This is a genomic window from Pseudomonas sp. AK106 (assembly GCF_053903055.1).
Genome location: NZ_CP096426.1, coordinates 4,315,538 through 4,336,285, shown reverse-complemented (window position 1 = coordinate 4,336,285; position 20,748 = coordinate 4,315,538). Strand labels below are relative to the sequence as shown.

The following is a 20,748-nucleotide window of genomic DNA, read 5'->3' as shown; positions in this document are numbered from 1 at the left end:
CTTTTTCAGGGCGTTTTTTTATGCGTATTGGCCACGGCTACGATGTGCACCGTTTCGCTGAAGGCGATTTCATTACCTTGGGCGGCGTGCGCATTGCGCACACGTCGGGTCTGCTCGCGCATTCCGATGGCGATGTGGTGCTGCATGCGCTGAGCGATGCCCTGTTGGGTGCTGCCGCGCTGGGCGACATCGGCAAGCATTTCCCGGACACCGATCCGCAATTCAAAGGCGCCGACAGCCGGGTCCTCCTTCGCCACGTGCTCAAGCAGGTGCAGGGCAAGGGCTGGAAGGTCGGCAACATCGATGCCACCATCGTTGCCCAGGCGCCGAAGATGGCCCCGCACATCGAAAGCATGCGCGCCTTGATTGCCGAAGACCTGCAAGTCGACATCGACCAGGTCAACGTCAAGGCCACCACCACTGAAAAGCTGGGCTTCACCGGTCGTGAAGAAGGCATCGCGGTGCACGCCGTTGCGTTGTTGATCAGCGCATGACCGAGCTCGAACTTCTGGGCCCGAGGGCTTACGGCGACGCACTGGGTACGGCCGTGCTGAAAGCCAGCGCCGAAGACTTTCAGGTCGATGAAGTCCTCGACATCCCGCTGTCCGGGGATGGCGAGCACCTGTGGCTGTGGGTCGAAAAGCGCGGCTTGAATACCGAGGAGGCCGCCCGGCGTCTGGCCAAGGCGGCCGGCGTGCCGTTGCGAACCGTCGCCTATGCCGGTTTGAAGGATCGTCAGGCGTTGACCCGCCAGTGGTTCAGCATTCAGTTGCCGGGCAAGGCCGATCCGGACATGTCAGTGGCTGAAAACGATTCCCTGAAAATTCTCGACAGCAAGCGCCACAAGCGCAAGCTGCAGCGGGGCGCCCACGCGGCCAATGGTTTCACGCTGCGTCTGACGCAATTGCAGGCCGACAAAGCCGGGCTCGATGCGCGTCTTGAGTTGATCAAGCAACACGGCATCCCCAATTATTTTGGCGCCCAGCGTTTCGGCCATGAGGGTGGGAATCTGGGTGAAGCCCGGCATTATGCCGAGCGTCAAGCTTTGCCCGAGCAGCGCAATGTGCGCTCTCGGCTGCTCTCCACCGCCCGCAGTTACCTGTTCAATCAGGTCTTGGCCGCCCGGGTTGCCGACGGCAGCTGGCAGCGAGCGCAAGTGGGCGATCTGCTGGCGTTCACTGACAGCCGCAGTTTTTTCCCCGCAGGCGAAGCCGAGTGCAGCGACCCGCGACTGGCCATCCTCGATCTGCACCCCACCGGGCCGCAGTGGGGCGAGGGCGATTCTCCGGCGTCCGGCGCTACCGCCGAGCTTGAAAACAGCATGGCGGTGCGCGAGGCGTCGCTCAGTAACTGGTTGATAAAAGCGGGAATGGAGCATGAACGGCGCATCCTGCGACTGCCCATCGGGCGGTTGACGTGGCATTATCCCGAGCCTGACATTCTGCAACTGGAATTCGTCCTGCCGGCCGGATGCTTCGCCACCGCATTGGTGCGTGAACTCGTCGATCTCGCGCCGGCAGGGCAGACGGACAGCTCATGCGTATTCTGATTTCAAATGATGACGGGGTCATGGCGCCCGGGCTCGTTGCGCTGCATGGCGCACTGGCCGGGTACGCCGAGTGCGTGGTGATTGCGCCCGATCAAGACAAAAGCGGCGCGAGCAGTTCGCTGACGCTGGACCGTCCGTTGCACCCGCATACCTTGGACAACGGCTTCATCAGCCTCAACGGCACGCCCACCGATTGCGTCCACCTCGGACTCAACGGCTTGCTGCCCGATCAGCCGGACATGGTCGTTTCGGGCATCAACCTGGGCGCCAATCTGGGCGACGATGTGCTCTATTCAGGCACCGTCGCCGCAGCGCTGGAAGGTCGTTTTCTGCAACGTCCGTCATTTGCCTTTTCATTTTTGTCGCGTCAGGTCGATAACCTGGCAACCGCCGCGCATTTTGCCCGGCTTTTGGTCGAAGCCCACGAGTGCCTCGACCTCCCACCCCGTACCGTATTGAATGTGAATATCCCTAATCTGCCGCTGGCGCACGTGCGCGGTATCCAGCTGACCCGTCTTGGCCACCGCACCCGTGCGGCGGCGCCTGTGCGCGTGGTCGATCCGCGCGGAAAGGCCGGTTACTGGATTGCTGCCGCCGGAGATGCCGAAGACGGCGGGCCGGGCACCGATTTCCACGCTGTGATGCAGGGTTACGTGTCGATCACCCCGTTGCAGCTGGATCGTACCTATCAGGACGGTTTCAACAGCCTGAACGCATGGCTGGAGGGAATGGCCTGATGTCGCGTGAGCAAGATGATCTGTTACGACGTGGCGTGGGGATGACTTCCCAGCGCACCCGCGAGCGTCTGATTCAACGGTTGTGCGAAGAAGGCATCGCCAATACCCAGGTGCTGGACGTCATTCGCAAGACCCCCCGTCACCTGTTTGTCGACGAAGCTCTGGCGCACCGCGCCTACGAAGACACCGCGCTGCCGATCGGCAACAACCAGACGATTTCCCAGCCTTACATGGTGGCGCGCATGAGCGAGCTGCTGCTGGCGGCGGGTCCGCTGGACAAGGTGCTGGAGATCGGCACCGGCTCGGGTTATCAGACCGCGGTGCTGGCGCAGCTGGTGGAGCGGGTTTTCTCCGTTGAGCGCATCAAGGTGCTGCAGGACCGTGCCAAGGAACGCCTCGTCGAGCTGAACCTGCGCAACATGGTGTTTCGCTGGGGCGACGGCTGGGAAGGCTGGCCGGCGCTCGCGCCCTACAACGGGATCATCGTCACCGCGGTTGCCACTGACGTACCTCAGGCGTTGCTGGACCAACTGGCCCCCGGCGGTCGCTTGGTGATTCCAGTGGGCTCGGGTGAAGTGCAGCAACTGATGCTGATCATCCGCGAGGAAAGCGGCTTCTCCCGGCATGTGCTGGGCGCCGTTCGTTTCGTCCCGCTGCTCAACGGCCCGCTGGCCTGAGCGCTATTTTGCAGCGGCAATGAATTCCACAGAACGCAGTCGGTCTACAGGCTGGCGTTTTGCAACGATGCTTCGGCCAACTGCCGCAGCGCCGTCTCACACCATTTTTTTCATGGCTGCCTGGTCTTTTCACGATGCAGGGCAGTTTCTTCTTCAGTCACCGGTAAAGGGAGTGGCGGGTGAGTCTCACAGTCATTCGGCAGCGTAGTTCTTCAACAAGTTTTCAGCGTCTGGTGATTGGAGTTGCCCTGAGTATCCTTCTGGTCGGCTGCTCCAGCACGCCAACAGGCGGCGTGCGCGTTGTTGACCGTAACGGCAAATCGACGGTGCCGACGCGTCAGCCGGTCACCACTGGCCAGTACGTTGTGAAGCGCGGCGACACGCTTTTTTCCATTGCATTCCGTTACGGCTGGGACTGGAAAGCGCTGGCCGCACGCAACAGCATTCCAGAGCCGTTCACCATTCATGTCGGTCAGACGATCCGCTTTGACGGGCGCGCCAACTCGCCATCCACGGCAGTGGCCGCTGCGCCGGTCGGCGTTCCGCAGACCAGGACCAGCAGTTCTACATCGCCTTCCGGGTCGCTGAAGACCACTGTGATCTCAAGGCCGGTAGGCGCCGTTGCAGCGACGACGCCTCCGCCAACCAGCAACTCGACGACCACGCCGGTCAACACAACAGTGGTCACCGGCGCCCGCTCGCCAAGCGGCTGGACATGGCCGACAAGCGGCGTTTTGATCAGTAAGTTCTCTTCAAACGGTAGTTTGAATAAAGGAATTGATATCGCTGGTGATTTGGGACAGCCTGTTTTGGCCGCGTCTGATGGGGCAGTGGTATACGCCGGGAGTGGTTTAAGGGGCTACGGCGAGCTGGTCATCATCAAACACAGCGATACCTACGTCAGTGCCTACGGTCATAACCGTCGGCTCTTGGTTCGGGAGGGACAACAGGTCAAGGCAGGGCAGAGTATTGCCGAGATGGGCTCGACGGGAACGGACCGGGTGAAACTGCATTTCGAGATTCGCCGCCAGGGTAAACCTGTAGATCCACTGGAATTTTTGCCACGTCGCTGATCGGTTGTCAGCCTGTTCCTGCGTAGAGGGGACAGGCTCAAGTGCTGCCACGGAAGAAGGCGTCACTGGAGCTTGAGGTCGAACTCACCAAAGGACTATAACAATGGCTCTCAGCAAAGAAGTGCCGGAGTTTGACATAGACGACGAGGTTCTCCTCATGGAGCCCGTAATCGTCCTGGATTCTGCAACGGATGAGAAGCCAGCTACACCTTCTGTTCGTGCAAAACCCAAAAACTCTGCAGCGCTCAAACAGCATAAGTACATTGACTACACTCGGGCACTGGATGCTACGCAGCTGTATCTCAATGAAATCGGCTTTTCCCCCCTGCTCTCCCCGGAAGAAGAAGTCCACTTTGCGCGACTGTCGCAAAGCGGCGATCCGGCTGGGCGCAAACGTATGATTGAGAGCAATCTGCGGCTGGTCGTGAAAATCGCCAGGCGCTACGTCAATCGTGGTCTTTCATTGCTGGACCTGATCGAAGAGGGCAATCTGGGCCTGATTCGAGCAGTCGAAAAATTCGATCCGGAGCGCGGATTCCGGTTCTCGACCTACGCCACCTGGTGGATTCGTCAGACCATCGAGCGCGCGATCATGAATCAGACGCGCACGATTCGTTTGCCGATCCATGTCGTCAAAGAGCTCAACGTCTACCTGCGCGCCGCGCGGGAGCTGACGCAAAAGCTGGATCACGAACCCTCTCCCGAAGAAATCGCCAACCTGCTGGAGAAGCCGGTCGGTGAGGTCAAGCGCATGCTGGGCCTCAATGAGCGCGTGTCTTCGGTGGATGTGTCGCTGGGCCCCGATTCTGACAAGACGCTGCTCGACACGCTGACGGACGATCGTCCGACCGATCCGTGCGAGTTGCTTCAGGACGACGATCTCTCCCAGAGCATCGACCAGTGGCTGTCCGAGTTGACCGACAAACAGCGTGAAGTCGTTGTCCGGCGATTCGGGCTGCGCGGGCATGAAAGCAGCACCCTTGAAGACGTCGGGCTGGAAATCGGCCTGACCCGAGAGCGTGTGCGGCAGATTCAAGTGGAAGGGTTGAAACGCCTTCGCGAGATTCTCGAGAAGAATGGGTTATCCAGCGAGTCACTCTTTCAATAAACCGCCGATGGTTGGCGGAAGTCAGATAGCAGCAACATGAAAGCCCCGACGCGTCGGGGCTTTTTTTATGTCAGCTGAATGCGCTTTAGATGGATGTCACGTGACACCGACCGGACAGGCCGATGGTCTTTTTCACAATCGGGTAAGTGATGCTTACTCCTCCTGTAAGCCGTTTCTTACGCGTAATGTGAGTTATCGTCTCTTCTTTGGAGGATCAGGTCTCCGTCAGTTGAGAGCCGATGGTTATCCCATTGATTTAACTATCAATTTAAAATGAGCGTCGGTCAGCGGCTGAATTTTTCTGCAAACTCTCGGCGCTTGCCCTCACCGTTTAAATCACTAAGATCAGTCCTGTACCGACGGATTGGTACAAGCGGTCAAGGACGACTGCTCAAGGACATCGCAGGACGCGATTCATCAGGACGATGAACAAGGATTAAAGGGATTATGGAAAAAATGTGGGCGGGTCATACCGCCCCTTTTTTCGTCTGCAGAAAAGTGCGACCGCAACCGGTCCACCCTGCAAAAAGGCCCCGAGGGGCCTTTTGTGTCAGCAGAATGCGCAGCGCTCCAGACGCTTAGCGCTCCAGATCGGCGATCTTGCCGGTCTTGCCATCCCACTGCGCAGCATCCGGCAGCGCATCCTTGCGTTCCGTGATGTTGGGCCAGACGTCAGCCAGCTCTGCGTTCAGCTGAATGAAATTCTCCATGCCGGCCGGAATCTCGTCTTCCGAGAAGATCGCATTCGCAGGGCATTCAGGTTCGCAAAGGGCACAGTCGATGCACTCGTCCGGGTGAATCACCAGGAAGTTTGGGCCTTCGTAAAAGCAGTCCACCGGACAGACTTCTACGCAGTCGGTGTACTTGCACTTGATGCAGTTGTCGGTGACGACGAAGGTCATTTCTAATTCTCTCCTCAGGCGGCGGCAGCAAGGCCGTTCAGTCCGGCTTGCCAGGTACGGGACGTCCCCCGGCCGTAAAACTCAGCTTCTCGAGCAACGCGGCAGGCAAGGTGTCCTGCGCGGCGATGTCCGACCTTGGTTCGCTGCGTTCAAACGCGGCCAGGTGCGCTGTAAAGCCAGGCTAAAAGCTCACAGCGTCCCGAACCGCGCGGGATTCTAACAGCTTGTTACGAATCACGTTAGATGCGAGTTTTCATCGAATACAACAACTCAAGCGCCTGGCGCGGCGTCAGGTCGTCGATCTTCAGGTTCGACAACTCGTCCAGAACAGGGTGCGGCAAACTTGCGAACATATCGCTCTGCATCGGTAGCGGCGGTTTGCCCGGCTTGGCCTTGGGCTGTTCGTGGGGCAGGCTGGTGGTCTCCAGACGCAACAGATGCTCCTTGGCCCGGGTGATGACGCGCCCTGGCACGCCGGCCAGTTGCGCCACGGCAAGGCCATAGCTCTGGCTCGCCGGGCCCGGCAGCACGCGGTGCAGGAAGACAATCCGTTCGTTGTGCTCGGTGGCATTCAGATGCACGTTGGCCACCAGCGGCTCGCTCTCCGGCAGCACCGTCAGCTCGAAGTAGTGCGTGGCGAACAGCGTGTACGCACGCAGCTGGGCAAGGCATTCCGCCGCCGCCCACGCCAGCGAGAGCCCGTCGAAGGTGCTGGTGCCACGTCCGACTTCATCCATCAGCACCAGGCTTTTGTCGGTGGCGTTGTGCAGAATGTTCGCCGTCTCGCTCATTTCCACCATGAAGGTGGAGCGTCCGCCGGCCAGGTCATCGCTTGAACCGATCCGAGTGAAGATACGGTCGACCAGCGAAAGCTCGCAGCTCGCCGCCGGCACGAAGCTGCCGATATGCGCCAGCAGCACGATCAGAGCGGTCTGGCGCATGTAGGTGGATTTACCGCCCATGTTAGGACCGGTAATCACCAGCATGCGCGTGCTGTCGTTCAGGTCCAGGTCATTGGCCACGAAAGGCGACGACAGAACCTGCTCCACCACCGGGTGACGACCCTGCTCGATGCGCATGCACGGCTCATCGGTGAAACGCGGACGGTTCAGGTCCAGATCCAACGCCCGCTCGGCCAGGTTGCTCAGCACATCCAGCTCGGCCAGCGCCGCGGCGGTGTCCTGCAGCGGCGCAAGGTGCCCGATCAGGTCTTCCAGCAGCGTCTCGTACAGCATTTTTTCCCGAGCCAGCGCGCGGCTCTTGGCCGACAACGCCTTGTCTTCGAATTCCTTGAGCTCGGGGGTGATGAAACGCTCGGCGCCCTTGAGCGTTTGACGGCGGATGTAATCGGCCGGCGCCTGTTCCGCCTGCTTGCTCGGCAGCTCGATGAAGTAGCCGTGCACGCGGTTGTAGCCGACCTTGAGGTTGGCCAGCCCGGTGCGCGCCTTCTCCCGTGTTTCAAGATCAATCAGGAACTGCCCGGCGTTCTCGCTCAGGGACAGCAACTCGTCGAGCTCGGCGTCGTAACCGGTCTTCAGTACGCCGCCGTCGCGAATGACGGCAGGCGGATTGTCGATGATTGCGCGTTGCAGCAGGTCGGCGAGCTCCGGGTAGGTGCTCGCGGTTTTCGCCAATTGCTGAATGTGCGGCGCTTCAAGCTCTGCCAGCGCCAATTGGAGTTCGGGCAACGCGCTCAGGGCATCACGCAGACGCGCGAGGTCACGGGGACGGGCGTTACGCAGGCCGATGCGCGCGAGAATGCGCTCGATGTCGCCGATTTCTTTCAGTTGCGGCTGCAGGTTCTCGAAGCGATAGCGTTCAAGGAAGCAACCGATTGATTCCTGCCGGGCCTGAAGGATGCGCAGATCGCGCAATGGCCGGTTCAGCCAGCGGGTCAACAGGCGCGTGGCCATGGCGGTCTGGCAGCGATCCATGACCGATTGCAGTGTGTTGTCGCGCCCGCCCGCCAGGTTGGTGTCGAGTTCCAGATTGCGACGGCTGGCGCCGTCCAGAATCACCGTATCGTCGAGGCGCTCATGGCGCAGGCTGCGCAAGTGAGGCAATGCCGTGCGCTGGGTTTCCTTGGCGTAACTCAGCAGACAGCCGGCCGCGCCGATTGCCAGGGTCAGGTTCTCGCAGCCGAAGCCTTTCAGGTCCTGAGTGGAGAATTGCTGGCACAGGCTTTTATGCGCCGAATCGCGTTCGAAATCCCACGGCGCGCGACGACGGGCTCCGCGACGTTTTTCCGCTGGCAGGCCCTGGGGCCAATCATCGGGAATCAGCAGCTCGACCGGGTTGATACGCTCAAGCTCGGCCAGCAGGTTTTCCCAGCCCTTGATTTCCAGCACCGTGAAATTGCCGCTGGTGATGTCGAGCACGGCAAGGCCGAACAGGCGCTCGTCGCCCAGTACGGCGGCGATCAAGTTATCCCGACGCTCGTCCAGCAACGCTTCGTCGCTGACGGTGCCCGGCGTGATGATGCGCACCACCTGACGATCAACCGGGCCTTTGCTGGTCGCCGGATCGCCGATCTGTTCACAGATGACCACGGACTCGCCCAATTTCACCAGCTTGGCCAGATAGCCTTCCGCTGCGTGATAGGGGATGCCGCACATGGGAATGCTTTGCCCTGCTGACTGGCCCCGGGCGGTCAACGTGATGTCGAGCAGCTTGGCCGCCTTCTTGGCGTCTTCGTAGAAGATCTCGTAGAAGTCACCCATGCGATAAAACATCAACTGGTCGGGGTGCTGATTTTTCAGCCGCCAGTACTGCTGCATCATGGGGGTGTGCGAGGAGAGGTCGGAAATTGCTTTATTCATCAGTTATTTAGGCAAATTCTGTAGGAGATTGAGGCAAGTTTCGGGCGACGACGTGGATTCCACCTACGTGGCTCGACGTCATGTCCGATTGCTTTTGCGATGGCGGCAAGGTTACCACGCACGTTCGCGGGCCGCAGGTCCGGCTGATTCGTCACGGCGCGTTTCCGAACCGACACGAAACGCTTCGAGCTGGCTAGGATGTCGAGCACCGCCCGACTGGAGGCGGCATCATCGACAAGGATTGCACCATGCAACGCAAGCGAGGACGAGATTCAACCAACGGCCGTTTCATCCCTCTGGAGGAGGCCAAGCGACGTCCACGGGAAACCATCGTGGAAACCGTCAAGAAACCCTGCCCCGAAAAACCGGAGCGCAAATAAGTGTCTTGCAGGCGTGATCCGGATTCAGGTCGCGTCCTGTGTTGCAGATCGACCCGGCTGGTGTAGCGTGTCTGCTTCGCCTCGACCGATACGGAGAATCTCCCGTGGATGACATTACCCATCTGGCAGCAACCCTGGGCCAGCAACTGTTGGCAACAGGCGCGCAGGTCAGCACGGCCGAATCCTGCACCGGAGGCGGTATCGCCGAAGCCATCACCCGAATCCCGGGGAGCTCGGCCTGGTTCGAGGCCGGGTATGTCACTTACTCCAACCGGCAGAAGACCCGACAACTGGCAGTGCCGGAAGCGGTGTTTGCGCAAGTCGGTGCCGTCAGTCGCGAAGTGGTCGAGGCCATGGCAAGGGGCGCGCAGGCCAACAGCGGCGCGCAGTTTTCGGTCGCGGTCAGCGGCGTGGCCGGGCCGGACGGGGGCTCGCTGGAGAAACCCGTGGGCACGGTGTGGGTCTGCTGGGGTGTGGCGGAACGATTGATCGCCGGGCGGTTTCTATTTGCAGGTGACCGCGATGCGGTCCGCCGACAAACGGTGATCGCCGCGCTAGAGGGGCTTGTCCGGCTCTCTCGCGGAGAAATACCAAATCAGGGGTAGGCGCGCGTCGGACCCTGTGGAATAATACTGGCTACTTATACAGTTATATCGGCCGTCAAGGCCTAACCTATTACGAGAGGATTCAATGGACGACAACAAGAAGAAAGCCTTGGCTGCGGCCTTGGGTCAGATCGAGCGTCAGTTCGGCAAAGGTGCCGTAATGCGCATGGGTGACCATGACCGCCAGGCTATTCCTGCTATCTCCACCGGCTCGCTGGGCCTCGATATCGCACTCGGTATCGGTGGCCTGCCAAAAGGCCGGATCGTTGAAATCTACGGCCCGGAATCTTCGGGTAAAACCACCCTCACTCTGTCCGTCATCGCAGAAGCCCAGAAAATGGGCGCCACCTGCGCATTCGTCGACGCCGAGCACGCGCTCGATCCAGAGTACGCCGGCAAGCTGGGCGTCAACGTCGATGACCTGCTGGTCTCCCAGCCAGACACCGGCGAACAGGCCCTCGAAATCACCGACATGCTGGTGCGTTCGAACGCGATCGACGTCATCGTCGTCGACTCCGTTGCCGCTCTGGTGCCAAAGGCTGAAATCGAAGGCGAAATGGGCGACATGCACGTCGGCCTGCAAGCCCGACTGATGTCCCAGGCGCTGCGTAAGATCACCGGTAACATCAAAACTGCCAACTGCCTGGTTATCTTCATTAACCAGATCCGTATGAAGATCGGCGTGATGTTCGGCAGTCCGGAGACCACCACCGGTGGTAACGCGCTGAAGTTCTACGCATCGGTCCGTCTGGACATCCGTCGCACGGGCGCGGTCAAGGAAGGCGACGAAGTCGTCGGTAGTGAAACCCGCGTTAAAGTCGTCAAGAACAAGGTGGCTCCGCCGTTCCGTCAGGCTGAGTTCCAGATTCTCTACGGCAAGGGCATCTACCGTAACGGCGAGATCATCGACCTCGGCGTGCTGCACGGTCTGCTGGAGAAATCCGGTGCCTGGTACAGCTACCAGGGCAGCAAGATCGGTCAGGGTAAGGCCAACTCCGCGAAGTTCCTGGCGGACAACCCGGAAATTGGTACCACCCTCGAAAGGCAGATTCGCGAGAAGCTGCTGACGGCAGCGCCTGATGTGAAGGCCCAGTCGTCCCGCGTAGCGGCAGACGATGTGGCTGAAGTCGAAGCTGACGCGGACATCTGATCCCCGCCATGCCAGCTGTGCTTGATACGCCCGTCGCTGTAAGGCGTACTGCAATGGACCTGCTCGCACGACGCGAGCACGGTCGTGTCGAGCTGACGCGCAAGTTGCGTCAGCGCGGCGCTCCCCCCGAATTGATTGACGCAGCGCTCGACCGTCTGACGGAAGAGGGTCTGCTATCTGAATCCCGATACCTCGAAAGCTTCGTTTCCTACCGTGCCCGTTCTGGCCACGGCCCTTTGCGTATCCGCGAAGAGCTGGGGCAACGCGGCTTGCCGCGTGCAGACGTCGAACAAGCGCTGCGCGAGTGCGGCGTGGACTGGTGGGAGAAACTGGAAGCGCTGTGGCAGCGCAAGTTCAGCGGTCAACTGCCCAGGGATGCTCGCGAGCGTGGCCAGCAGATGCGCTTTCTGAGTTATCGCGGATACCCGCCCGAGCTGATTGGTCGTTTGCTGAGTGGCAAGGGCAACGACGACTGACGCGTGATCTGCCTGAAGGCGCGCAGACGCGCCCTCAAGCATGCACCATCACATCGATTTCACAGGCTCGCTCCCTCGGGCCTGCTGAGAGTGCGCAGGTCTTGCCCAGTTTTCCTCCAGGTTTATGCAGTCCACCAGTTCGCGCAAGCGGCCATGGTTGCGGCCGTTAAACGTGAATGCCAGGCGCGTGAGATGGCTGAACTGCGCTTCGTCATATTCGTCCTGATGCCCGTATTGCTGGAAGTCGCCGCTTAACCGCAGATCGACAAACCTGTCCTGCAGGGCGTTCAGCGCCTGTTCGCTCAAGGCGTGGTGCATGCGAATGACGAAGGTGTTCTTCAGCCAGCGGCTGGAGTGAAAGTTGCTGTAGAAGCGGTTGATCTCTGCGACGGCCTCATCGGCGCTGTACACCAGCTTCATCAGGTTCATGTCCGTAGGCAGAATGTACTTGTTCGTCTCCAGCTCATTTCTGATGAAGCTGAGCGCTCCTTCCCAGAAGGTCCCGCCCGGGGCATCCAGCAGCACAATGGGAACCAGCGGACTTTTACCGGTCTGGATCAGCGTCAGCACTTCCAGCGCTTCGTCCAGGGTGCCAAACCCGCCTGGGCAGAGCACCAGCGCATCGGCCTCTTTGACGAAAAACAGCTTGCGCGTGAAGAAGAAGTGGAACGGCAGCAGATTGCCGGTGCCATCCACGGTCGCATTGGCGTGCTGCTCGAAGGGCAGGGTGATATTGAAGCCCAGGCTGTGATCCAGACCGGCGCCTTCGTGGGCCGCGGCCATGATCCCGCCACCGGCGCCGGTGATGACCATCAGGTCCGAAGCGGCCAGCTGCTTGCCCAGTTCACGGGCCAGCGCATAAACAGGATGTTCGAGGGGTGTGCGGGCGGAGCCGAACACGGTGACCTTGCGCCGGCCTTTGAATCGTTCGAGCACCCGGAAAGCATTTTCCAGTTCGCGTAACGCTTGCAGGGTGATTTTGGCATTCCAGCGATTCAGGTCGTCCTGGGCCATGCGCAGGACGGTCAGGGTCATGTCCCGGTACAGCGGAAGATTGGGGCTGTCCGGGGCGACCGAACCGAGGAGCTCTTCGACCTTGAGGGTGAGGTCGTTTCCGTTGCTCTGAAAGTGTTGAGACAACGCGTCACTGGGTACGTACGGCATTCACGCTTTCTCCTTCTGCAGAATCATTGACCGTCACCAGGGGGCGGGATCGCGACGCTTCATGCGTCGGCGTGCGCAGCTCATCCGAAAGACAGGGGAGCATCAAAGCTGCGCGGCGCCCGATTCTGGACTAATCCGTGGTTGAAAAGAGAAAACATTGATGGCAACCGGTGCCGCAGGCAACCCTTTCTTGCATGCAAAATGTGATGAGTCAGGACGGGCACGGCGAAACGAAAAGCAGGCACCAGGATCAGCGATCAAACAGCGGGCGGGACGTGCTGAGTGGCGGGAATTTGAATGGCGTATGTAGCGGGGAGGGGAAGGCAAGACTGCGCGTTGAAGGGGTCTCGAAACGCGCAGCCCGTAAAGCTCGTTACATCACTTCTTGTGGGCAGGGGGCTTGGCAGCGCAGTCCGCCGCTTTGATTTCCTGGGTGGTGATGAGCTTGTTGGTTTTGTATTCGGTGAACTGGTACCGCAGGATCGCGCCCTTGGCCATCAGTTGGCGGTAACCGGCGTTGCGGCACACGCTACCGCCCAGCTGACCGCGGACGTCGTCCGGGTTTTCGCGCATCTGAGCCGCCTGGCCGGACTGCACGCTCAGGTGGTTGATCAGCATCTTGCCTTCAACGGTGTAGCCTTCGTCGAGGATGTCTTCGTTGATGGCGCGTGGGGTGCCGACACTGCTTTCCTTCGCGACTTTATCAAGCATCTGGCTCAGTTCGTAATCCTGCTTGGACGCCGCGTTGGCGCACAGTGGAGCGACGAGCAAAAGCGTGAGAGTGGGGGCGATGAGGCGCAGCATTGAATTCTCCTGGTGCGTGGACGGGTGTTGCAGAGGCTGGCCGTTGGACCGGCGACATCCCGAGGCGTTCACTGTGGGCGTGAGTGCTCTCAAGGCCGGGCAGTATAGGGGAGGAGCCTTGGCGGACACCAGAGAGCACGGCGCCTTGGCCCGCGTCTGATAGAATGCCGCGACTTTTCGACCTGCCGGATGCCCCTCGTGTCACTGCCTTCTTACCCCTCAATGACCCAGACTGTTTTTCACGGTAATTCGGTCGCACGTCTGAGAGATGAGCGGGAGGAGGAGAGCACGAAACCTTTCCTGGCTCGCGGATCACGTGCGCCAAGGTGCCATTGCTGTCGAGTGATCGAAAGTCACTGCCTTTGCAGGTGGCGTCCCAAGGTCCAGGCACGATCTGGGGTTTGCCTCATCATGACCAAAAAAGAGGTATTCAAACCCAGCAATACCGGTTGGCTGATAGCAGACGTGATTCAGGATAACCATGCGTTTGTGTGGTCACGCACTGAGGTCGACGAAAAGCTGATTGCATTGCTCAATGATCCGCAATGGCATCCCTACCTGGTGTTCCCGGGTGAATACGTAGCGGCGGAGCGCGTCACCAACACCGTGACGATTAACCCGAACAAGAGACCGCTGTTTGTGCTGATTGACGCGACATGGACTGAAGCGAGGAAGATCTTCCGTAAAAGCGCCTACTTTGATTCGATCCCGATTTTAAGCCTGATTCCCGAGAAGCTTTCACGATACAAGTTGAGACGCTCTACCCGCAGCGAACATCTGTGTACCGCTGAAGTGGCCGCACTGTGTTTCGATCTGGCCGGCGATACTGAGGCAGGCTCTGCGTTGAGCTGTTATTTCGATGTGTTCAGTCAGCACTATTTAGGGGCTAAAAATCAGTTGCCCCTCGACTTGCTAAGCGATGCCCATCAAGAGCTGAAGGGTTACCTCGAGTAGTCATCAGTTGTGTCGCCGCCCGCGAGCCGCCTTAAAACGGCTCGCAATACGAGTAAGACCTCAGGCGAGAGTTTTCTTCGGCCACAACTGCGCCAGCAGCATCCCCGCCAGCATTAATCCACAACCGATATAACCACGCAGTTGCAAGGCCTCTCCCAGAATCCAGGCGCCGGCGATGGCGGCGAACACGGCTTCCAGAGAGAGGATGATGGCGGCATGGGAGGCAATGGCGTGCTTCTGCGCGACCACTTGCAGCGTGTAACCCACGCCGACCGCGACGATGCCGCCATAAAGCAGGGAAGGGCCCGCATTGATGATCGCATTGAGGGCGATCGGTTCGAAGAGGACTGCCAGGAGCAGGCTCACTACCGAACAGGTGGCGAACTGTAAAAAAGCCAGACGGATCGGGTCGTGGCGGCTGGCGAACAAACTGACCAACACCACGTGTGCACCCCACACGAACGCGCCGATCAACTGCAGCCAATCCCCCGAAGCGACGTGAAAGTTATCGCCGATACTGAGCAGGCACATGCCGACCACTGCCAACAGGCAGCCCAGCCAGGTGCCCAGCCCGGTTTTATGCCCGAGCAGCAAGCCCAGCAACGGAACTACAATCACGTAAAGGCCGGTGATGAAGCCGGAGTTTGTCACGCTGGTAAACAGCAGGCCGACCTGTTGCAGGTTGATGCCCAGTGCCAGCGCTAGGCCCATGATGATGCCGGCGCGTAACATGCCGCGATTGAGCAAGGGCTCCGGCACGCGGGCCGTCTTGGCATTGCGCAGAATCAGCGGGATCAGGCAGAGGGAGCCCAGCGCGAACCGCAGACCCGAGAACAGATAGGGACCGATGTGATCCATCCCGGCGGTCTGGGCGACGAAGCCGGTGCCCCAGATCAATGCGGTCAGGAGCATGAGCAGGTCCGCTCGCAGGGCATGGTTTGGCATGATGGCACTCGTCAGGTCGGGGGCGCAGACTTTGCCGCAAAGCATCAGGCTTGACCACCCCGACTTCGCTGGGCATCCTTGGCGCCGCTCACGTACGGTCCCTGTGTCAAGATGTCGCGGGTGACCTCATTGGGTGTTGAATTCGTCGGCGCTCAGTCACTTACAGGATCATGAAATGCCATACGAAATCCTGATTGCCGACGACCATCCCCTGTTTCGCAGCGCCTTGCATCAGGCGCTGAGCCTTGGGCTCGGGCCGGACGCCAGATTGGTCGAGGCCGAGAGCATCGCTGATCTGGAAGCGCGACTGACCGAGAAGTCTGACTGGGATCTGGTTCTGCTGGACCTGAACATGCCCGGCGCCTATGGCTTTTCGGGGTTGGTGCTGTTGCGCGGTCAGTACCCGCAAGTCCCGGTGGTGATGGTCTCCGCTCAGGAAGAGGCCGCGGTGGTGGTCAAGTCCCGCGAGTTCGGCGCCAGCGGCTTCATCCCGAAATCCAGTTCCCTGGAAACCATTCAGAAGGCCGTGCGAACGGTGCTGGATGGCGATGTCTGGTGGCCCCCGCAGGTCAACGAAAGCATCAGCGTGTCGCCGGAGGCCAAGGCCGCCAGCGAAGGCCTTGCCAGCCTGACGCCCCAGCAGTTTCGCGTGTTGACGATGGTCTGCGAGGGGTTGCTGAACAAGCAGATCGCCTACGAGCTGAGCGTGTCGGAAGCCACGATCAAGGCCCACGTCACGGCGATCTTTCGCAAGCTCAACGTGCGCACCCGAACCCAGGCCGCTTTACTGCTGCAACAATTGGAATCCATTCCCCAGAGCTGATTCCCGCGAATCAGGCTAAACCCGGGCTTTACGCGGCTGACCTTCACACTTTTTTGACCGTCGCCGCACTAGCCTCCACCGCTTTCATTCATCAGTAGTTTTCCTATGACGTCCCCATTCAAAGGCCAGACCGGCCTCAAACGTATTCTCAACGCGTCTGGCTATTCCTTTGACGGCCTGACCGCTGCATTCAAGGGCGAAGCGGCGTTCCGTCAACTGGTGCTGCTCAACGTCGTGTTGATCCCGCTGTCCTTCGTGTTTCATGTCAGCCGCGGCGAGCGCGCGATCCTGATCGCGGTGTGCCTGTTGGCGCTGATCGTGGAACTGCTGAACTCGGCCATCGAAGCCGCGATTGACCGGATTTCCCTCGACCGCCACCCGCTGTCGAAGAACGCCAAAGACATGGGCAGCGCCGCACAGTTCGTGGCGCTGAGCATGATTGCCGTGGTCTGGGGCCTGATCTTGCTGGGCTGACAATCGCCTTTATAGCCGGGCTGCGCGTCAGGCAATGCTCGGCAGCACAATCTCGTCGCTGCGGTTAACACCGGCGGTGAATGAGCGACAGAGGTCGAGGAATTCGCGGATAGCGGACGTCTGATATTTCTGTTTGTGCCAGATGAAGTAGAACTGGCGCACCAGATCCAGCTCCGGCGTTTCAACCGCAACGAGGCTGCCGCGACGGAAAGCGTCACGCAGGGCCAGACGCGAGATGCAACCAATTCCCAGCCCTGACTCCACAGCACGTTTGATCGCCTCGGTGTGTTCCAGCTCCAGCCTCACGTTCAGGCTGTTCAGGTGATGACGCATGGCCTGATCGAAGGTCAGGCGCGTCCCCGAACCCTGCTCCCGCAAAATCCACGCTTCCCGCGTCAATTCCTCCAGTGACGCCCGGCCCTTTTTGGCCAGCGGATGCTGAGGGGCGCAAAACACCACCAGCTCATCCTCGACCCAGGTTTGCACTTCGATGTCGGGGTGGCTGCAGTCGCCTTCGATCAAGCCCAGATCGATTTCGTAATGGGCGACCTGCTGAACGATGTTCGCCGTGTTTTGCACGTGCAGCTTCACCTGGCTCTCGGGGTGGCGCTGCATGAAGCTGCCGATCAAGAGGGTTGCCAGGTAGTTGCCGATGGTGAGCGTTGCACCGACCGCCAGCGAGCCGAAGCCGGACTTGCCGTTTAGCAGGTCTTCGATCTCCTTCGCCTGATCGAGCAGCGCAACGGCCTGGGGCAACAGTTGCCGGCCGGTGGCATTGAGGCTCAGGCGCTTACCGGCGCGGTCGAACAGCTGGCAGCTGGACTGGCGCTCCAGTTCGGTGATGGAAGTACTCGCCGCCGATTGCGATAAGGAGAGCAGGACCGCTGCGCGGGAAACGCTTTCCTGCTGGGCGACGGCGACGAAAACCTGGAGCTGACGGAGAGTAAATCGCATATCTATATAACCGATAACCCATATCTTGATAATTCAGTTAACAGATATTGTGTCTGCCACTAGAATGTCGCGCAATGGCGCATCGACTGGCGCACGTTATTTATCAGGAGCTCCCACGTACCATGAGCAACATGAATCACGAGCGTGTCCTCAGCGTTCATCACTGGAACGACACCCTCTTCAGTTTCAAGTGCACCCGTGATCCTGGCCTGCGCTTCGAGAACGGTCAGTTCGTCATGATCGGTCTGCAGCAGCCAAACGGGCGCCCGCTCATGCGTGCCTACTCCATTGCCAGCCCGAACTGGGAAGAGCATCTGGAGTTCTTCAGCATCAAGGTGCCGGACGGCCCGCTGACCTCCCAGCTGCAGCATCTGAAGGAAGGCGACGAGATCATCATCAGCAAGAAGCCTACGGGCACGCTGGTGCTGGATGACCTCAAGCCGGGCAAGCATCTTTACCTGCTCAGCACCGGGACCGGTCTGGCGCCGTTCATGAGCGTGATTCAGGACCCAGAAACCTACGAGCGTTTCGAGAAGGTCATCCTCTGCCACGGCGTGCGTTACGTGAACGAAGTTGCTTACCGCGAGTTCATCACCGAGCATTTGCCGCAAAACGAGTTCTTCGGCGAGATGCTGCGCGACAAACTCATCTACTACCCGACCGTGACCCGCGAGCCGTTCGAGAACGAAGGCCGCCTGACCGACCTGATGCGCAGCGGCAAGCTGTTCAGCGACATCGGTCTGCCACCGATCAACCCGCAGGACGACCGCGCCATGCTGTGCGGCAGCCCGAGCATGCTCGACGAAACCAGCGAAGTGCTTAACAGCTTCGGTCTGACCGTTTCGCCGCGGATGCGCGAGCCGGGTGATTACCTGATCGAGCGCGCCTTCGTCGAGAAGTAACGCCATTCAGATACGACCCAATCGCCGATGAACATCCTCGCAGCCCTGCGAGGGTGACGTCATCGGCGAATAGGTCAGTACAGGCACCCGCATTTTTGGGGTCTGAAAAAAACCGCCTGGAGGTCACGGACCAGGCGGTTTTTTTGTGGGCAGGCGTCAGTCGTTTATCCACCGGCGGCGGGAACCACCTCCAGCACGCAAATGACACCCGGCTGCGGATAGTGCCAGCGAACGTCCAGATCCCAGAACTGCGCGCCGTAGCGGCGCTCTGGCGTGGGCGTCTGGTAGGCCGGTCGCGGGTCTTGAGCCAGGCACTGCTCGATCAGCTCGATCAGGGGTTCTTCGAGGCGCAACCCCTGTTCGCGGGCCTGGGTCAGCGCCGGGTCGGACCACTGCACCGGAATCATCTCCGGCGCGGCGGCGGCCATGCTGTTGCGTGCATCAGCGATCACATCGGCGTAAGGCACGTAGGGTTTGACGTCCAGCACCGGGGTGCCGTCCAGCAGATCGATGCCTGACAACCACAGGCGCCCGGCCTCGACCTTGTCCAGCTTGACCACCGACTGACCGATGCCGTTCGGCCGATGGGTGGCGCGCGTGGCGAACACGCCCATCGACTGATTGCCGCCGAGGCGAGGAGGGCGCACCTTGAGTCGCGGCTTGTCCTCCAGGGCTTGATGAAACAGAAAAAGCAGCCAGACATGGCTGACTTGTTCCAGGCCCTGCACGGCGTCACCCTGATCAAAGGGCGCGATCAACTCCAACACGCCCCGCGCGGCAGGCGCCAGTTGCGGCTGCCGGGGAATCGCAAACTTCTCTTTGAAGCACGAGCGCATGAAACCGATCGGCGAAACGCTGTAGGCCTGGGTCATCAACGGAGCTGCAGCGCTTAGCCGCGTACGCGCAGGGTCAGGCCGCGCAGGAAGTTGCGCAGCAACTGGTCGCCACAGACACGGTAGTTGGTATGACCCGCCTTGCGGAACAGGGCGCTGAGTTCAGGCTTGGACACCGGGAACTCGGACGCCTTGAGGATCGCGTGCATGTCGTCTTCCTTCAGCTCGAAGGCCACACGCAGCTTTTTCAGAACGATGTTGTTGGTGATCGGCAGCTCGACAGGCAGCGGCGGGCGGCTCTCGTCCTTGCCGCGCTTGAAGAACACTAGACCGTCGAGGAAGTGCGCCATGACTTCGTCGCTGCATGGCACGAAGCCTTCCTCTTCGTCTTTCTTCATGTAGGCCATGACATCGGCCTTGTCAGCGTCGAACCCGCCGAGCTTGATGATATCGACCACTTTGGCGTCGTTGATATCAAGCATGTAACGGATGCTGCGCAGTACATCGTTGTTCATCATGGTGCGTGTATTTCCTGGGGATTCGCAGATGAGCGCCCGCGAGAGTCGATAGGGCGCTCAGAAAGGGGATTCAGAATTTTTCTTTGTCGGTCATGTAGCGCCACTGGCCTTCAGGCACCTTGCCGATGGACACGCCGCCGATACGAATACGTCGCACCGAAACAACCTTCAGGCCTACCGCTTCGCACAGCTGGGCAATGACCCCGGGCTGCGGGTTTTTCATGGCGAAGCGCAGGCGGTTTTCGTTCTGCCAGCTGGCTTTGACCTTGGGCAGTTCCTTGCCCTTGTAGGTCATGCCGTGGTTCAGGCGGTTGAGGCCGTGGGTAACCATGTCGCCCGAGATCTCGACGACGTATTCCTGCTCGATCTTGCTGCGGTCGTCGGTGAGTTTGCGCAGGATTTTCCAGTCCTGGCTGAACACCATCAGGCCGCTGGCGTTGGCTTGCAGCGTGGAAATAGATTCCAGGCGCAGGAAGTGCCCTTTGAGCGGACGTCGGCCGATGCTGTGGTCGGCGGACAACGTACCGGGCGTGATCAGCGCCAGGGCGCTTTCAGGGGCCATGCCCGCCGGCGCGTTGAACAGCAGGGTGACGGATTCAGGGGTATCGGCTTTTGCTTCCGCATTCAGCACCACGGTCTGGTTTTCGACCTTGAACTGGGGCTCGTCGACGACAACGCCGTCCACCGTGACCCAGCCGCCTTCAATGAACAGCTCGGCTTCGCGCCGGGAGCAACCGACCAGCTCGATCAGGCGTTTGGAAAGGCGAATGGGGTCAGTCATGAGAAAAGCCGTAACAAAATGGAAAGGCGCCTATTGTACCCGCCCAGGCACCGTTAATCGCGGCCACATTGAAATTGGCGGGTGAATAAGCCTCCACTCGATGGATTTTTCCGGGAGCGA

General features: G+C 60.0%; 23 protein-coding genes. 14 read left to right on the top strand and 9 right to left on the bottom strand.

The genetic code is table 11. The features are described 5' to 3' along the window. Positions 1-20: 20 nt before the first annotated feature. The 6 genes from ispF to rpoS all read left to right on the top strand — a co-directional run bounded on the left by ispF (position 21) and on the right by rpoS (position 5,144). On the top strand, positions 21-494 hold the full coding sequence (gene ispF / locus M1E04_RS19155; RefSeq protein WP_456291873.1) for a 2-C-methyl-D-erythritol 2,4-cyclodiphosphate synthase: 474 nt from the start codon (positions 21-23) through the stop codon (positions 492-494). Beyond that, positions 491-1,549: a tRNA pseudouridine(13) synthase TruD gene (gene truD, locus M1E04_RS19150; RefSeq protein WP_456291872.1), complete on the top strand. Its 1,059-nt coding sequence runs from the start codon at positions 491-493 to the stop codon at positions 1,547-1,549. The genes ispF and truD overlap by 4 nt, the downstream gene beginning before the upstream one ends. Beyond that, entirely contained in the window at positions 1,537-2,286 is a 750-nt protein-coding gene (gene surE / locus M1E04_RS19145) for a 5'/3'-nucleotidase SurE (RefSeq protein ID WP_456291871.1), read from the top strand. Before truD ends, surE begins: the two co-directional genes overlap by 13 nt. A gap of 41 nt (positions 2,287-2,327) precedes the next feature. After that, positions 2,328-2,963, top strand: coding sequence for a protein-L-isoaspartate(D-aspartate) O-methyltransferase (locus M1E04_RS19140; RefSeq protein WP_192132497.1), 636 nt, complete (start codon positions 2,328-2,330; stop codon positions 2,961-2,963). Between the two features lie 179 nt (positions 2,964-3,142). Continuing rightward, positions 3,143-4,036 carry a peptidoglycan DD-metalloendopeptidase family protein gene (locus tag M1E04_RS19135; RefSeq protein ID WP_065989802.1) on the top strand — a complete coding sequence of 298 codons (894 nt, stop codon included), beginning with the start codon at positions 3,143-3,145 and terminating at the stop codon, positions 4,034-4,036. A 103-nt stretch (positions 4,037-4,139) separates the two neighbouring features. Further along, positions 4,140-5,144, top strand: a complete 1,005-nt coding sequence (gene rpoS, locus M1E04_RS19130) for an RNA polymerase sigma factor RpoS (protein WP_065989798.1) — start codon at positions 4,140-4,142, stop codon at positions 5,142-5,144. 578 nt (positions 5,145-5,722) lie between these two features. Here the strand turns inward: rpoS and fdxA are convergent. Both fdxA and mutS read right to left on the bottom strand, forming a co-directional pair. Next, positions 5,723-6,046 (bottom strand): ferredoxin FdxA, encoded by a 324-nt coding sequence (gene fdxA, locus M1E04_RS19125; RefSeq protein WP_065989796.1) that lies wholly within the window; start codon positions 6,044-6,046, stop codon positions 5,723-5,725. Positions 6,047-6,285: 239 nt separating this feature from the next. Beyond that, positions 6,286-8,853: a DNA mismatch repair protein MutS gene (mutS, locus tag M1E04_RS19120; RefSeq protein ID WP_456293216.1), complete on the bottom strand. Its 2,568-nt coding sequence runs from the start codon at positions 8,851-8,853 to the stop codon at positions 6,286-6,288. A gap of 260 nt (positions 8,854-9,113) precedes the next feature. Between mutS and M1E04_RS19115 the strand changes: the two genes are divergently transcribed. The 4 genes from M1E04_RS19115 (at position 9,114) to recX (ending at position 11,476) form a co-directional block, all read left to right on the top strand. Then, entirely contained in the window at positions 9,114-9,245 is a 132-nt protein-coding gene (locus tag M1E04_RS19115; RefSeq protein ID WP_265386899.1) for a hypothetical protein, read from the top strand. A 104-nt stretch (positions 9,246-9,349) separates the two neighbouring features. Next, a complete protein-coding gene (locus M1E04_RS19110; protein ID WP_456291870.1) occupies positions 9,350-9,850 on the top strand; it encodes a CinA family protein in 501 nt (166 codons plus the stop codon). 85 nt (positions 9,851-9,935) lie between these two features. Continuing rightward, positions 9,936-11,000, top strand: a complete 1,065-nt coding sequence (gene recA, locus M1E04_RS19105; protein WP_065989790.1) for a recombinase RecA — start codon at positions 9,936-9,938, stop codon at positions 10,998-11,000. Positions 11,001-11,008: 8 nt separating this feature from the next. After that, entirely contained in the window at positions 11,009-11,476 is a 468-nt protein-coding gene (recX, locus tag M1E04_RS19100) for a recombination regulator RecX (protein ID WP_065989787.1), read from the top strand. A 48-nt stretch (positions 11,477-11,524) separates the two neighbouring features. On the opposite strand, the gene M1E04_RS19095 is transcribed toward recX, so the two are convergent. Both M1E04_RS19095 and M1E04_RS19090 read right to left on the bottom strand, forming a co-directional pair. Then, positions 11,525-12,640, bottom strand: a complete 1,116-nt coding sequence (locus M1E04_RS19095) for an LOG family protein (RefSeq protein ID WP_456291869.1) — start codon at positions 12,638-12,640, stop codon at positions 11,525-11,527. Between the two features lie 378 nt (positions 12,641-13,018). Next, positions 13,019-13,444 (bottom strand): quorum-sensing-regulated virulence factor family protein, encoded by a 426-nt coding sequence (locus M1E04_RS19090; RefSeq protein ID WP_065989783.1) that lies wholly within the window; start codon positions 13,442-13,444, stop codon positions 13,019-13,021. Positions 13,445-13,666: 222 nt separating this feature from the next. On the opposite strand from M1E04_RS19090, the gene M1E04_RS19085 reads away from it, so the two are divergent. After that, on the top strand, positions 13,667-14,398 hold the full coding sequence (locus tag M1E04_RS19085) for a tRNA-uridine aminocarboxypropyltransferase (RefSeq protein ID WP_456293215.1): 732 nt from the start codon (positions 13,667-13,669) through the stop codon (positions 14,396-14,398). Positions 14,399-14,458: 60 nt separating this feature from the next. Here the strand turns inward: M1E04_RS19085 and M1E04_RS19080 are convergent, their stop codons facing one another. Beyond that, a complete protein-coding gene (locus tag M1E04_RS19080) occupies positions 14,459-15,343 on the bottom strand; it encodes a DMT family transporter (protein WP_456291868.1) in 885 nt (294 codons plus the stop codon). 175 nt (positions 15,344-15,518) lie between these two features. On the opposite strand from M1E04_RS19080, the gene erdR reads away from it, so the two are divergent. Together erdR and M1E04_RS19070 are read left to right on the top strand one after the other, a co-directional pair. Further along, positions 15,519-16,166 (top strand): response regulator transcription factor ErdR, encoded by a 648-nt coding sequence (gene erdR / locus M1E04_RS19075; RefSeq protein ID WP_065989781.1) that lies wholly within the window; start codon positions 15,519-15,521, stop codon positions 16,164-16,166. A gap of 105 nt (positions 16,167-16,271) precedes the next feature. After that, positions 16,272-16,640, top strand: a complete 369-nt coding sequence (locus tag M1E04_RS19070) for a diacylglycerol kinase (protein ID WP_065989780.1) — start codon at positions 16,272-16,274, stop codon at positions 16,638-16,640. Between the two features lie 27 nt (positions 16,641-16,667). Here M1E04_RS19070 and M1E04_RS19065 read toward each other — a convergent pair whose 3' ends face one another. Next, positions 16,668-17,594, bottom strand: a complete 927-nt coding sequence (locus M1E04_RS19065) for a LysR family transcriptional regulator (RefSeq protein WP_065989779.1) — start codon at positions 17,592-17,594, stop codon at positions 16,668-16,670. 122 nt (positions 17,595-17,716) lie between these two features. Here M1E04_RS19065 and fpr point away from each other — a divergent pair, with 122 nt between their 5' ends. Continuing rightward, positions 17,717-18,496 (top strand): ferredoxin-NADP reductase, encoded by a 780-nt coding sequence (gene fpr / locus M1E04_RS19060; protein WP_065989778.1) that lies wholly within the window; start codon positions 17,717-17,719, stop codon positions 18,494-18,496. A 164-nt stretch (positions 18,497-18,660) separates the two neighbouring features. On the opposite strand, the gene tsaA is transcribed toward fpr, so the two are convergent. From tsaA to M1E04_RS19045, 3 genes are all read right to left on the bottom strand, one after another. Further along, the gene (gene tsaA / locus M1E04_RS19055; protein ID WP_192132136.1) at positions 18,661-19,368 is read right to left on the bottom strand and encodes a tRNA (N6-threonylcarbamoyladenosine(37)-N6)-methyltransferase TrmO; all 708 of its coding nucleotides are present in this window, start codon (positions 19,366-19,368) and stop codon (positions 18,661-18,663) included. A gap of 17 nt (positions 19,369-19,385) precedes the next feature. Continuing rightward, a complete protein-coding gene (locus tag M1E04_RS19050; protein ID WP_192132134.1) occupies positions 19,386-19,847 on the bottom strand; it encodes a YehS family protein in 462 nt (153 codons plus the stop codon). Positions 19,848-19,917: 70 nt separating this feature from the next. Then, on the bottom strand, positions 19,918-20,628 hold the full coding sequence (locus M1E04_RS19045) for an rRNA pseudouridine synthase (RefSeq protein WP_192132132.1): 711 nt from the start codon (positions 20,626-20,628) through the stop codon (positions 19,918-19,920). Positions 20,629-20,748 lie beyond the last annotated feature (120 nt).